The following is a 12,210-nucleotide window of genomic DNA, read 5'->3' as shown; positions in this document are numbered from 1 at the left end:
ACCGACATTTCCGGCGAAAGCGTGCTTTGCGGCCCCGTCAGTGGTTCGCTTGATGGATGACACCTGTCCGTTCCCGGGGGAGCCGAGCGTGAGGCGGCGCGCCAAGCGCTCCACCATGGTCGCGCATCGCCTGGCGTGGCAGGGTTCTGCGCTGCTGCTGGCCCGACCGGACGGCCAGTTCTTCGACCGTGTGCACCTGGTCGCCGAGATGCTGGGCCACCTGGACGGGCCGGTGGCGATGCCGCTGGGCCGAGCGATCGCCGGTCTGCAACAGCAGAGCCTGATGGCCGTCACGCGCGCCCATGACGAGGTCTTCGGCCCGAACATCGATCGGGACCTGCGGCTGACCACCTGGATCGCCGGCACCACCCGCGAACAGGTCGGGCATGTGCTGGAGTTCACCAGCGCCTACCGGGCAGCCGGGGTGGAACGGCCGCGCGGTGAGGCGCACGACCATCTCGCGGTGCTGCTGGAGTTCGCCGCCCACGTCGATCCGGAGGCGGGCGGCCGGCTGCTGGCCGAGTACCGGGTGCCGGTGGCGGCGATGGCCCGCACACTGGCCGACGCGGGATCGCCGTTCGCCCACGTGCTGACCGCCGTCGGCGCGACGCTGCCGGAGGTGACCGCGCAGCAGGTCGACGAGTTGTTGCGGTCCGTCCAGGACATGCCCGACGAATCGAAACGGCACGCGCCGAACGGGCTCTGACGGCGAATCAGGGACTTTCGGCCCTGCCATCGGGATCGCGATCGGCCGACACTGGGTGTGTCAGAGAAACCCGGAGGTGGCCCGATGTCTCACACCCAGCAACTCGAAGTCCTCAACCGCAGACAGTGCCTGGACCGGTTGCAACAGGTCAGGGTGGGCCGGCTGGTGTTCACCGAGGATGCGCTGCCGGCGATCCAGCCGGTCAACTTCCGGATCTGGCGCGATGACGTGGTGATCCGGGTGGCCGGCGGCCCCAAGTTGGCGGCCGCGACCGATCACCACGTGGTGGCGTTCGAGGCCGACGAACTCGACCCCGATCTGCGCAGCGGCTGGAGCGTCACGGTGGTCGGCACTGCCGAGCCCATCACCGAGGTCGACGACCTGGTCGCTGTGGCGGGCACCTTCATCGAGCCCTGGGTGCGGGGCAGGCGTGAGCACTTCGTGCGGATCAGGACCGACCGGATGACCGGCAGACAGTTCCTGGAGGACGCCGTACCGGCATACCGGCCATGATGGAGCCATGCCCGTGGTGAAGGTGTTCCTGGTCGACGATCACGAGGTCGTCCGGCGCGGTCTGATCGACCTGCTCGGGTCCGATCCGGAGCTGCAGGTCGTCGGCGAGGCCGGCACCGTCGCCGAGGCGCTGGCCCGCATCCCGGCGGTGCGCCCCGAGGTCGCGGTGCTCGACGTCCGGCTGCCCGACGGCAACGGCATCGAGCTGTGCCGTGACCTGCTGTCGGAAGTGCCCGGGCTGCGCTGCCTGATGTTGACGTCGTTCACCTCCGACGAGGCGATGCTCGACGCCATCCTGGCCGGCGCGAGCGGGTATGTGGTCAAGGACATCAAGGGTCTCGAACTGGCCGCGGCCATCAAGGATGTCGGCGCGGGCCGATCGCTGCTGGACAACCGGGCCGCGGCCGCCCTGATGGCCAATCTGCGCGGCGCGGCCGAACAGGACCCGCTGACGGGGCTGACCGACCAGGAGCGCACGCTGTTGCAGCTGCTGTCCGAGGGCCTGACCAACCGCCAGATCGCCGCCCGGATGTTCCTGGCCGAGAAGACGGTGAAGAACTACGTGTCGCGGCTGCTGGCCAAGCTCGGGATGCAACGGCGAACGCAGGCAGCGGTTTTCGCGTCCAGGTTGGAGCAGCGGGGTCGTCCCTACGGGGAACACTGACCCGCTCCCGGCGTTGTGCGAGCGTGCGCGACGTCGGCTGCGGGCGCGGCGTGTCGAGGTGCAGACACGCACGGTCGGCGGGAACGGGCGGCCGGCGGTCAGGTGACCGAGAAGCTCACGGTGTGCCAGCCGGTGGCGCCGTCGGGGATGACATCGGCGCGCTCTTCGGTCTGCACCTCACCGGTGTTGTCGGTGGCGCGGACGGCGATGCGGTGCGGGCCGGGCGTCTCGGCCTGCCAGTCGAAGCTCCACAGCCGCCAGGTGTCGTTCGAATAGGCCGCGCCGAGGGTGGCGGGCTGCCAGGGTCCGTCATCGATGCGCACCTCGACCGCACGCACGCCGCGCTGCTGGGCCCACGCGACGCCCCCGAAGCGCACCGGCCCGGGCGCGACGTCCTGACCGCTGCGCGGTACGTCGATGCGGGACTGCGTCTTGATCGGGCCGCGCTCGGACCAGCCCAGCGGCGTCCAATACCCCTGGGCGCGATCGAATCTCGTCAGCTCCAGGTCGACGACCCACTTGGTGGCCGAGACGTAGCCGTAGAGGCCGGGCACCACCAGGCGCGCCGGGTAACCGTGCTCCAGGGGCAGCGGCTGGCCGTTCATGGTGATGGCCAACAGCGAATCCCGGTCATCGGTCATCGCCTCGGTCGGGGTGCCCGCGGTGAACCCGTCGCTCGAGGTGGACAGCACCATGTCGGCGTCGTCGCGCACCCCGGCGGCGGCCAGCAGGTCGCGCACCCGGTAGCCGGTCCACACCGCGTTGCCGACCAGGTCACCGCCGACCGGGTTGCTGACGCAGGCCAGCGTCACCACCTTTTCGATGAGCTCGAACTGGGCCAGATCGGCGAGGCTGAAGGTCTTCTCCTCGTCGACCATGCCGTGGATCCGCAGCTTCCAGGCGTCCCGGTTGAGCTGCGGCACGCTCAGCGCCGTGTCGATGCGATAGAAGTCGTCGTTGTCGGTGACGAAGCTGGTCACATCGACACGGGGGGGCTGCACGTCCGGGGGGATGGGCGGGGCGGGCTCGCTGACCGTCGGCGGTATGAACGCCTCGCGGTCACCGGAAACCGAGTGCACCCGGCGGGCCCACACCGAGCCGACCGCGCCGCCCAGCACACCCAGACCCAGTAGCCCGAGCGCGGCCAGTGACAGTCGCCGGCCCGGGTCGGCGGCCGCGGCTTCGTGGGCCGATCCGTCCTGCAGCCGTCCCGAGGTCAGAAAGCGCAGCACCAGGATGCCGGCGAGGACACCGATGATCGTCGGGACGATGTCCAGGCCGCGCGCGCCGGCCCGCGACAGCACCGCGGCGCACCCCGCAACCCCGGCGGCGAGGAACATCAGGCTGCCGATGGGCACCCGGCGACGTTCGGCCAGCCCGGCCACCCCGGCGAGCACGACGATCGCCACGATGACCGCGACGGTCAGGAAGAGCTTGTCGGCGGTGCCGAAGGTCTGGATGGCCCATTCCTTCACCGACCCGGGCGTGCGGTCGATGATCGTCGACCCGACGGCCGTGCGGGAATCGGCCGACGGGCCGAGCGGTATCGCGACGAGCGCACTGACACCAAGGGTCACTGCGGCGGCGGCGATACCGGTCAGGACGCGGGTACCGGCTGGGATGGAAACCACGGAGACCACGCTAGCCGAGCGCAGATCCGGAAAGCCTTACCGTAAAGTGACCGCGGGACGTAGCGTTACAAACAGGGCGCAATGTGCAACGGCATGGGAAAGGCAACCAGATGGAGATCTCGGGCAAGAAGGCCATCGTCGTCGGCGGGGCGTCCGGTTTCGGCCGGGCCACCGTGGAGGCGTTGGCCAAGCGGGGCGCCACCGTGGCGATCCTGGACCGGCCGCAGTCCAAGGGGGCGGACGTGGCCGATCAGGTCGGCGGCTCGTTCCACGAGGTCGACGTCACCGATTTCGAGGGCACCGAGCAGGTGCTGGCCAAGGTCGTCGAGGAGCTCGGCGGTCTGCACATCGCGGTGACCACCGCAGGTGGCGGCATCGGCGAGCGCACCGTCAAGAAGGACGGCCCGCACAGTCTGGAGTCCTTCCGCCAGTCCATCGATCTGAACCTGATCGGCACCTTCAACATTAGCCGGCTCGCGGCCTGGCACATGAGCAAGAACGAGCCCGTCGACGAGGAGGCCGAGGAGCGCGGTGTCATCATCAACACCGCCTCCATCGCGGCGTTCGAGGGGCAGATCGGGCAGGTGGCGTACACGGCGTCGAAGGCCGCCATCGCCGGGATGTGCCTGACCATGGCGCGCGACCTCGGCAGCCTCGGGATCCGCGCGCTGGCCATCGCGCCCAGCCTGTTCGCCACCGGCCTGACCGAGGGCATCCCGGACGAGTTCGCCACCATGCTGACCAAGGATGCGGCCTTCCCGAAGCGACTGGGCAAGCCCGAGGAGTACGCGAAGCTGGCCGTGGCCATCGTGGAGAACCCGATGCTCAATGGCCAGTGCCTGCGGTTGGATGCCGGCCAGCGGTTCGCGCCCAAGTAGTCGGCCATCGCCGATTGCGGGTTCGGCGCGCCGGCGTCGGTGTGCCCGCCGAATGTGCAACCTGAGCAGGTTTTGTCCATTTTGCGAAAACCCCCGCTAATGTTTGCCCATGATCGTGAAAGTATGGATGGCTGCTGCCGCTGTGCTGCTGATCTCGGCGTGCGGTTCGCCGCAGCCCGAGAACCCGACGGAGTCCACGCACGGGGCCGCGGCCGTGCCGGACACCAGCACCATCACCATCTCCGGTGACCGCGACGAACCGGTGAATCAGATTGCGATGCAGGCGATCGCCGATCTGGAGCAGTACTGGGCGCAGAACTACCCGGACCTCTACGGCGAGGAATTCGAGCAGATCGCCGGCGGCTACTACGCCGTCACCGAGGACAGCGATCCGCCGCCGTGCACCACCGAGGCCGCCGAGGTGGCCGGCAACGCGTTCTACTGCAAAAGCGAGGACGTGGTGGCCTGGGACTCCCAGGAACTGCTGCCCGACCTGCAGTCCCGGTTCGGGGATTTCGTCATCCCGGTGGTGATGGCCCACGAATTCGCCCATGCCGTGCAGGCCCGCTCGAACTTCACCGCCCGCACCGTGACCCGCGAGCTGCAGGCCGACTGCATGGCCGGGGCATGGGCGGCGCATGCGCAGGAAGACGGCATCTTCGAGGTCTCCAGCGCCGATCTGGACACCGCGCTGGCCGGGATCCTGGATCTGCGCGACAACCCGGGGACCTCGAAGACCGATCCCGACGCCCACGGCAGCGGATTCGACCGCGTCGGTGCCTTCCAGGACGGGTTCGACAACGGGCTGCAGCGGTGCAAGGAGTACCGCGACGACGAGCCGATGGTGCTCGCGTTGCCGTTCAACAACATCGCCGACGCGGCGGCCGAGGGCAACGCGCCGTACGACTCCATCGTCAACGGCGTGCCCTACGACTTGGAGGACTACTGGACCCAGCTGTACCCGGAACTGACCGGTGATCAGTGGTCCGCAGTGGGTGGACTGGAACCCTTCGGCCCCGGCAGCGCGCCGATGTGCGGTGATCAGTCGACCGAGGGATATGTGCTGTTCTATTGCGTGCCAGACGATTACATCGGGTGGGACAACGAGGACACCATGCCGCAGATCTACCGCCAGGGCGGTGATTACGCGGTGGCCACGCTGCTGGCCACCCAGTACGGGTTGGCCGCGCTGGAGCGGTTGGGCGACGAGTCCGACGAGCGGACCTCGACACTGCGGGCGGACTGCCTGGCCGGCGGGTACACCGCCAGCGTGCTGCTGCAGAACCGCGCCGAGACCAGTTCGTGGTCCATCTCGCCGGGTGATCTCGACGAGGGCATCAAAGCGCTGCTGGTCTTCCGTGGTGATGGCGACAGCGACCGGCAGGGCGCCGGATTCGACCGGGTGCGGGCATTCCGCGAGGGCGTCATCAACGGGGCCGAAAGTTGCCTGGACTACCAGTCGTAGTGCGCGTCAGCGGTAGGTGTCGTAACCCAGTTTGACCGCCAGCGCCAGACCGGCGACGGCAATGAGCATCCGCAGCGGTGTGCTGGGCGCGTGCCGGACCACGATCGGGCCCAGTCGGGCACCGATCAGACAGCCGACACCCATCGCGGCGACCGCCGGCCAGTGCACCGAGGCGACAAACGCAAACACTACGGCGGCAACACCATTGGAGGCGCCGAGCACCACGTTCTTGGTGGCGTTCGCATCGGCCAGGGTGTTCGCGCCGGTGCGCAGGAACAAGGCCAGCAGCAGCACCCCGGCGGCCGCCCCGAAGAACCCGCCGTAGATACAGATGAGCCCGACGATCGCCGCCTTGGCGATGGTGCGGGCCTTCGTCGGTGCCACATCGGCGTTCTTGCCCTTCGGCAGCGCGATCGCGATCGAGGCGACGGCCAGCAGGACGGGCACCACGTTCTCGAATCCCTCGGCGGGGATGGACAGCAGCAGCACCGCACCGGCCAGACCGCCGAGGCAGGCCATCGGCACCAGTCGTCTGAGTTGCGGGCCCTGGCCCGCCAGTTCGGGCAGCGATCCGCGCACGGACCCGACGGCGTTGAAGACCAACGCCACCGTGTTGGTGACGTTCGCGGTGACCGGCGGCAGCCCGACCATCAGCAGGGCCGGATAGGTGGACACCGACGCCAGGCCGGCGATGCTGCCGGTCAGTCCACCGCCGACGCCGGCGGCGAACAGCAGCAGCATCTCCCACCAGGTCACCGGGACATCGTTGCCCAACCGAATGGACTTGCGCGCACCGGGTTGCGGGGTCTAACCTCGCGGACGTGCATCGCATTCTCGTAGTAGCCAGCACCCGCAGCGGGGTCTGATCCAGACCGACCCCCCGCTGTGGGTCGGACGCTACTACCCGTCGGTCGCTCCCTTCAGAGCAGGAAGACCGACGCACATGACCTCCACCATCACCACCATCACCGGCCCTCGCTTCGCCGACTTCTTCGACGCGCCGTTGCCGCGCGGGCTGCGCGACCTGGCCGCGGATATGAGCTGGGATGATGTGGCAGCGACCTTCGGTTCCAGTGCGGGGCCGATCCGCCTGACGCAATGGGAACCCGCCGCGCGCGATGGCAGGCACGCGCACACCTACACCGCCACCATCGCCATCGGCGATCGCGCCGCCACCACGACGGCCACCGCGTCCGGCCCGCTCGGCGCGCTGACCGCGATGCTGCACGAGCGCGGTATCGCGGTGGAGATGTTGAACTTCCACCAGTTGCGGGCGGGCGGGCAGACCGCGACGTTCATCCGCGGCACCGATGGCATCGACACCGAATGGGCCATTGGCTGGTCGGAATGTGCACACCAGTCGGCACTGCGGGCCGTCATCGCGTGCGCCAACCGGCTGGCAGCCTGACACGTCGTGAGCCGGGGGACCTCCCGCGCGCGAGCAGACGCAAATCCCCCCAAAAGTTCGCACTTTTGGGGGGATTTGCGTCTGCTCGCGAGAGACCTCGCGAGATTACAGCGGGCGCAGGATGACCGGCATGCCGTCCATCGGCACCGGCATGCCGGCGTAGTCCAGCTTGGCCTTATAGCCCGGGTACGGCGGCTCAAGGCGGTACTTGCGCAGCAGGCGGTGCATGACGGTCTTGATCTCCAGCTGGCCGAAGACCATGCCGATGCACTTGTGGGCGCCGCCGCCGAACGGGGCGAAGGCGTAGCGGTGGCGCTTGTGCTCGTTGCGCGGCTCGGCGAAGCGGGCCGGGTCGAACTTCTCCGGATCGGTCCACAGCTCGGGCAGGTGGTGGTTGATCGACGGCCACGTCACGACGTTGGTGCCGGCCGGGATGAAGTGGCCCAGCAGATCGGTGTCGCGCACCGTGGAGCGCACGTTGAACGGCAGCGGGGTGACCAGGCGCAGCGCCTCGTTGATGACCAGGTCGTAGGTCTCCAGCTTGTCGAGGGCCTCGATGTCGAGCGGGCCGTCGCCGATGCGCTCGGACTCCTCGCGGCAGCGCTCCTGCCACTCAGGATTGGCCGCCAGGTGATAGGCCATCGTGGTCAGCGTCGAGGTCGAGGTGTCGTGGGCCGCCATCATCAGGAAGATCATGTGATTGGTGATGTCCTGATCGGTGAAGGTGTTGCCGTCCTCGTCGGCGGTGTGGCACAACACCGTCAGCATGTCGGTGCCATCGGAGGTGCGCTTCTCCTTGACCCGCTCCTCGAAGTACTGGTCGAGGACCTTGCGGGCCTGCAGCCCGCGCCACCACTTGAACGGCGGGACACCGGTGCGGATGATCGCGCCGCCGGCCCGCGTGGTCATGGTGAACGCGTCGTTGACCTTGGTGACCAGTTCCTTGTCGGTGCCGGGCTCGTGACCCATGAACACCACCGAGGCGATGTCCAGCGTCAGCTCCTTGACCGCCGGATAGAACAGGAAGCGCGGATCGTTCTCGACCCAGTCGTTGGCGATGACGGCCGAGGCCACCCGGTCGATGTGCTCGACGTAACCGGTGAGCCGGCTGCGCGTGAAGGCCTCCTGCATGATCCGGCGGTGGAACATGTGCTCGTCGAAGTCGAGCATCATCAGGCCGCGGTTGAAGAACGGGCCGATGACCGGATCCCAGCCCTTCTGCGAGAAGTCCTTGTTGCGGTTGGAGAACACGGCCTGGGTGGCATCCGGGCCGAGCGCGGCGACGCTGGGCAACGCGGGGGAGTAGGCGTAGTGCACGGGGCCGAACTTCTTGTAGACCTCCAGCAGATACTCGGGGCCGGCCCGGAAGGTCTCGATCATGTGGCCCAGGATCGGTAGGCCCGAGTCACCCAGCACCGGCTTGAGCCCACTGCCCGCGGGCGGCTCGGCCAGCACGAACTGCTTGAAATCGTGCTGACGCAGCCGCTGTTCGACCGCACCCATGCCGGGCATGTTGTTCAGCGTCGGGGTGAGTTTGCGCTTGGCCTGATCGAGCAGATAGGACGGCGTGCTGATGGTGGTCGCCATTGACGGAACTCCTTCGTGCAGACAACACCTGTGGTCGATGTCACTTCTGCGCCCATCTTCTACGGCCAACTTGACGCCTGTCAAGTTTCGTCCGCTCCGGCGATTTCGGTTGCGCGGTATGCGCAAGCGTCAACGGATCGGGCGCAGCACGATGGGCATGCCGTCCATCGGCACCGGCATGCCGCCGTTGTCCCAACGCGGCGCGTAACCGGGTCTGACGAGCTCCAGCCGGTACCTGCGCAGCATCCGGTGCACGATCGTCTTGACCTCCAGCTGGCCGAAGACCATGCCGATGCATTTGTGGGCGCCGCCACCGAACGGCGCGAAGGCGTACCGGTGGCGCTTGTGCTCACTGCGCGGCTCGGCGAAGCGCTCCGGGTCGAACTTCTCCGGGTCGGTCCACAGTTCGGGCAGCCGGTGGTTCATCCCCGGCCAGGTCACCACGTTGGTGCCGGCGGGGACGTGGTAGCCGAGCAGATCGGTGTCGCGCACGGTCTGGCGCATGTTGAACGGCAGCGGGGTGACCAGTCGCAGACATTCGTTCATCACCAGATCCAGGGACTCCAGCTTGTCGAGCGCCTCGATGTCGAGCGGGCCGTCGCCGAGTCGGTCGGACTCGTCGCGACAGCGCTCCTGCCACTCCGGATGCGCGGCCAGGTTGTAGGCGATCGTGGTCGCCGTCGACGTGGAGGTGTCGTGGGCGGCCATCATCAGGAAGATCATGTGGTTGACGATGTCGTCGTCGCTGAAGGAGTTGCCGTCGTCATCGGTGCTGTGACAGAGCACGGTGAGCATGTCGGTGCCGATCGCGTTGCGGCGCTCGGTGATCCGCTCCGCGAAGTACGCCTCGAGCACCTTGCGGGCCCGCAGTCCCTGCCACCATTTGAAGGGCGGCACGGCAAAGCGCAGGATCGCCCCGCCGGACCGCGTCGTGGTGGCGAAGGCGTCGTTGACCTTGGTGACCAGCTCGCGGTCGTCGCCGGCGTGCTCGTGGCCCATGAACACCACCGAGGCGATGTCCAGCGTCAGTTCCTTCATCGCCGGGTGGAACAGGAAGCGCGCATCATCGCATGGCCAGTCCGCGACGACGCTGGTGGCGACGTGGTCGATGTGTTCGACATAGCCGGTGAGCCGGGTGCGGGTGAAGGCCTCTCCCATGATGCGGCGGTGGAACATGTGTTCCTCGAAGTCGAGCATCATCAGGCCGCGGGTGAAGAACGGCCCGATGACCGGGTGCCAGCCCTTCTGCGAGTAGTCCTTGTTGCGGTTGGAGAAGATGGTCTGGGTGGCGTCCGGGCCGAGGGCCACGATCGAGCTCAGGATCGGCGATTCGGCGTAGGTGACGGGCCCGCGGGTGTTGTAGAGGTGCAGCGGGTAGTCGGCGCCCTCGCGGAACATCTCGACGATGTGGCCGACCAGGGGTAGTCCGGAGTCGCCGAGGACGGGCTTGAGCCCGCTGCCCGCCGGAGGTTCGGCCAGCGTCTTCTGACTCCACTCGTGCGCCAGCAAGCGTTGTTCGAGCAAACCCATGCCCGGGATGGTGTTGACTGTGGGCGTGAACCGCCGTTTGGCCTGATCGAGCAGGTAAGCCGGGGTGCTGATGGTCGCCTTGGACATGTCGCTGCCGATGCTCCCTCTACGGAACGGCCGAAGCGCGGCCGGCGGACTGTGGTGGATATCACTCCCGTGACCCATCCTGTATGCCAGACTTGACGCATGTCAAGTTTTGTTCTGGCCTGCCGCGGTGCAAAGGTCTAAAGGCATGAGCGCCTCACCCGATACCGAGTCCGAGACTCGGCGCACTCGCGGTGACCGGCAGCGCGATGCGATCGTCACCGCGGTACGTGAGCTGCTGGGAACCAAACCCTTCAGTGATCTCTCGGTCAGCATGATCAGCGAACGTGCGGGAGTGGCCCGTTCGGGCTTCTACTTCTACTTCGACTCCAAGTACGACGTGCTGGCCTTCATCGTCAAGGACGCGCTGGCCGAACTCGACCACCTGACCCACAACTTCGCGCCCCGTGATCCGGGTGAATCACCCGCGGCGTTCGCCAAGCGGATGGTGGGCAGCGCCGCGGCGGTGTTCATCACCAATGACCCGGTCATGGTGGCGTGCACCTCGGCGCGCAGCAGCGACGCCCAGATCAGCGACATCATGAACGATTTCGAGGACGCCGTGATCGCCAAGATCGTGGCCGTCGTCGAGGACGAGGTGCGCAAGGGCACCAAACCGATCTCCGATGACATCCCGGCACTGGTCCGGGTGCTCACCGCGACCAGCGCGTGGACGCTGTCGCACGACAGCGCCTTCGTCGGCCGGGGCACCGACCCGGCGCGCGCGGTCGAGGTGCTCGAACGGCTCTGGCTGAACGCCCTCTGGGGCAGCGCGGCGTCCTGGGAGGACTGACCCGGCGGGCGTCCGCCCGTGGGTAGGGTTGGCCCATGGGTCGGGCTGCGGGTTTTGCGGGGAAACGGGTTCTGCTCACCGGTGCGGCCAGCGGTATCGGCCGCGCCACCGCACTCGATCTCGCCGCGCAGGGCGCCGAACTCTATCTGACCGACCGGGATGCCGACGGCTTGGCGACCACCGTCGCCGACGCCCGCGCACTCGGCGCCACCGTTGCCGCGCACCGGGCACTGGACGTCACCGACTTCGACGCGGTGACGGCATTCGCCACCGACGTGCACACCGCACACGGCTCGCTCGACATCGTCATGAACATCGCGGGGATCTCCGCGTGGGGCACCGTGTCGACGCTGACCCACCAGCACTGGAAGTCGATGATCGACGTCAACCTGATGGGCCCCATCCACGTCATCGAGGCGTTTCTACCGCCGATGGTCGCCGCCGGTCGCGGCGGGCACCTGGTCAACGTGTCCTCGGCGGCCGGGATCGTCGCACTGCCGTGGCACGCCGCCTACAGCGCCAGCAAGTACGGCCTGCGCGGACTGTCCGAGGTGCTGCGCTTCGACCTGGCGCGCCACCGCATCGGGGTGTCGGTGGTCGTGCCGGGCGCGGTGAAGACCGGGCTGGTGCAGACCGTGCAGATCGCGGGTGTGGACCGCGAGGACCCGCGGGTGGCCAAATGGGTTGACCGGTTCGCCGGGCACGCGGTGTCACCGGAGCGTGCCGCCGAGAAGATCCTGGCCGGGGTGCGACGCAACCGCTTCCTGATCTACACCTCGACCGACATCCGGGCGCTGTATGCGTTCAAGCGGGTGGCCTGGTGGCCCTACAGCGTGGCGATGCGTCAGGTGAATGTGCTGTTCACCCGGGCGCTGCGGCCTAAACAGCGTCGCTGAACCTCGGTGCCGTTGGAAATATCACACCGGCGGACAGGGCGGCTACCAGGGGTTT

General features: G+C 67.9%; 12 protein-coding genes. 8 read left to right on the top strand and 4 right to left on the bottom strand.

Annotated elements, in window-relative coordinates:
* Window positions 1-88 precede the first annotated feature (88 nt).
* The 3 genes from narJ to dosR all read left to right on the top strand — a co-directional run bounded on the left by narJ (window position 89) and on the right by dosR (window position 1,883).
* Window positions 89-706: a nitrate reductase molybdenum cofactor assembly chaperone gene (gene narJ / locus BST17_RS08055; protein WP_165762235.1), complete on the top strand. Its 618-nt coding sequence runs from the start codon at window positions 89-91 to the stop codon at window positions 704-706.
* An 84-nt stretch (window positions 707-790) separates the two neighbouring features.
* The gene (locus BST17_RS08050) at window positions 791-1,219 is read left to right on the top strand and encodes a pyridoxamine 5'-phosphate oxidase family protein (RefSeq protein ID WP_083056901.1); all 429 of its coding nucleotides are present in this window, start codon (window positions 791-793) and stop codon (window positions 1,217-1,219) included.
* Window positions 1,220-1,232: 13 nt separating this feature from the next.
* Entirely contained in the window at window positions 1,233-1,883 is a 651-nt protein-coding gene (gene dosR / locus BST17_RS08045) for a hypoxia response regulator transcription factor DosR/DevR (RefSeq protein WP_083057123.1), read from the top strand.
* 98 nt (window positions 1,884-1,981) lie between these two features.
* Here the strand turns inward: dosR and BST17_RS08040 are convergent, their stop codons facing one another.
* Complete coding sequence (locus BST17_RS08040; protein ID WP_083057122.1) at window positions 1,982-3,514, bottom strand: molybdopterin-dependent oxidoreductase; 1,533 nt, start codon at window positions 3,512-3,514, stop codon at window positions 1,982-1,984.
* A gap of 110 nt (window positions 3,515-3,624) precedes the next feature.
* Here BST17_RS08040 and BST17_RS08035 point away from each other — a divergent pair, with 110 nt between their 5' ends.
* Both BST17_RS08035 and BST17_RS08030 read left to right on the top strand, forming a co-directional pair.
* Window positions 3,625-4,392 (top strand): SDR family NAD(P)-dependent oxidoreductase, encoded by a 768-nt coding sequence (locus BST17_RS08035; RefSeq protein WP_083056900.1) that lies wholly within the window; start codon window positions 3,625-3,627, stop codon window positions 4,390-4,392.
* Between the two features lie 109 nt (window positions 4,393-4,501).
* A complete protein-coding gene (locus tag BST17_RS08030; protein ID WP_083056898.1) occupies window positions 4,502-5,857 on the top strand; it encodes a neutral zinc metallopeptidase in 1,356 nt (451 codons plus the stop codon).
* 6 nt (window positions 5,858-5,863) lie between these two features.
* On the opposite strand, the gene BST17_RS08025 is transcribed toward BST17_RS08030, so the two are convergent.
* Window positions 5,864-6,598 (bottom strand): sulfite exporter TauE/SafE family protein, encoded by a 735-nt coding sequence (locus BST17_RS08025; protein ID WP_207573595.1) that lies wholly within the window; start codon window positions 6,596-6,598, stop codon window positions 5,864-5,866.
* A gap of 202 nt (window positions 6,599-6,800) precedes the next feature.
* Here BST17_RS08025 and BST17_RS08020 point away from each other — a divergent pair, with 202 nt between their 5' ends.
* Entirely contained in the window at window positions 6,801-7,265 is a 465-nt protein-coding gene (locus BST17_RS08020) for a 2-isopropylmalate synthase (RefSeq protein WP_083056894.1), read from the top strand.
* A gap of 105 nt (window positions 7,266-7,370) precedes the next feature.
* On the opposite strand, the gene BST17_RS08015 is transcribed toward BST17_RS08020, so the two are convergent.
* Together BST17_RS08015 and BST17_RS08010 are read right to left on the bottom strand one after the other, a co-directional pair.
* Window positions 7,371-8,852 (bottom strand): cytochrome P450, encoded by a 1,482-nt coding sequence (locus BST17_RS08015; protein ID WP_083056892.1) that lies wholly within the window; start codon window positions 8,850-8,852, stop codon window positions 7,371-7,373.
* 129 nt (window positions 8,853-8,981) lie between these two features.
* Window positions 8,982-10,469: a cytochrome P450 gene (locus BST17_RS08010; RefSeq protein ID WP_083056890.1), complete on the bottom strand. Its 1,488-nt coding sequence runs from the start codon at window positions 10,467-10,469 to the stop codon at window positions 8,982-8,984.
* Between the two features lie 145 nt (window positions 10,470-10,614).
* On the opposite strand from BST17_RS08010, the gene BST17_RS08005 reads away from it, so the two are divergent.
* Entirely contained in the window at window positions 10,615-11,259 is a 645-nt protein-coding gene (locus BST17_RS08005) for a TetR/AcrR family transcriptional regulator (RefSeq protein WP_083056888.1), read from the top strand.
* Window positions 11,260-11,294: 35 nt separating this feature from the next.
* Window positions 11,295-12,155: an SDR family oxidoreductase gene (locus BST17_RS08000; RefSeq protein ID WP_083056887.1), complete on the top strand. Its 861-nt coding sequence runs from the start codon at window positions 11,295-11,297 to the stop codon at window positions 12,153-12,155.
* The last annotated feature ends 55 nt before the right edge of the window (window positions 12,156-12,210 follow it).

Origin of the sequence: Mycolicibacterium bacteremicum, from assembly GCF_002086115.1 — a bacterium.
In the GTDB taxonomy this organism is placed as follows: domain Bacteria; phylum Actinomycetota; class Actinomycetes; order Mycobacteriales; family Mycobacteriaceae; genus Mycobacterium; species Mycobacterium bacteremicum.
The sequence above is the reverse complement of the archived record's forward strand: the minus strand, read 5'-3'. Positions and strand labels throughout refer to the sequence as shown.

Coding starts and splice junctions, on each gene's coding strand:
- BST17_RS08050 (WP_083056901.1), top strand. CDS start 791: ATGTCTCACACCCAGCAACTCGAAGTCCTCAACCGCAGACAGTGCCTG.
- BST17_RS08035 (WP_083056900.1), top strand. CDS start 3,625: ATGGAGATCTCGGGCAAGAAGGCCATCGTCGTCGGCGGGGCGTCCGGT.
- BST17_RS08030 (WP_083056898.1), top strand. CDS start 4,502: ATGATCGTGAAAGTATGGATGGCTGCTGCCGCTGTGCTGCTGATCTCG.
- BST17_RS08025 (WP_207573595.1), bottom strand. CDS start 6,598: ATGCTGCTGCTGTTCGCCGCCGGCGTCGGCGGTGGACTGACCGGCAGC.
- BST17_RS08020 (WP_083056894.1), top strand. CDS start 6,801: ATGACCTCCACCATCACCACCATCACCGGCCCTCGCTTCGCCGACTTC.
- BST17_RS08015 (WP_083056892.1), bottom strand. CDS start 8,852: ATGGCGACCACCATCAGCACGCCGTCCTATCTGCTCGATCAGGCCAAG.
- BST17_RS08010 (WP_083056890.1), bottom strand. CDS start 10,469: ATGTCCAAGGCGACCATCAGCACCCCGGCTTACCTGCTCGATCAGGCC.
- BST17_RS08005 (WP_083056888.1), top strand. CDS start 10,615: ATGAGCGCCTCACCCGATACCGAGTCCGAGACTCGGCGCACTCGCGGT.
- BST17_RS08000 (WP_083056887.1), top strand. CDS start 11,295: ATGGGTCGGGCTGCGGGTTTTGCGGGGAAACGGGTTCTGCTCACCGGT.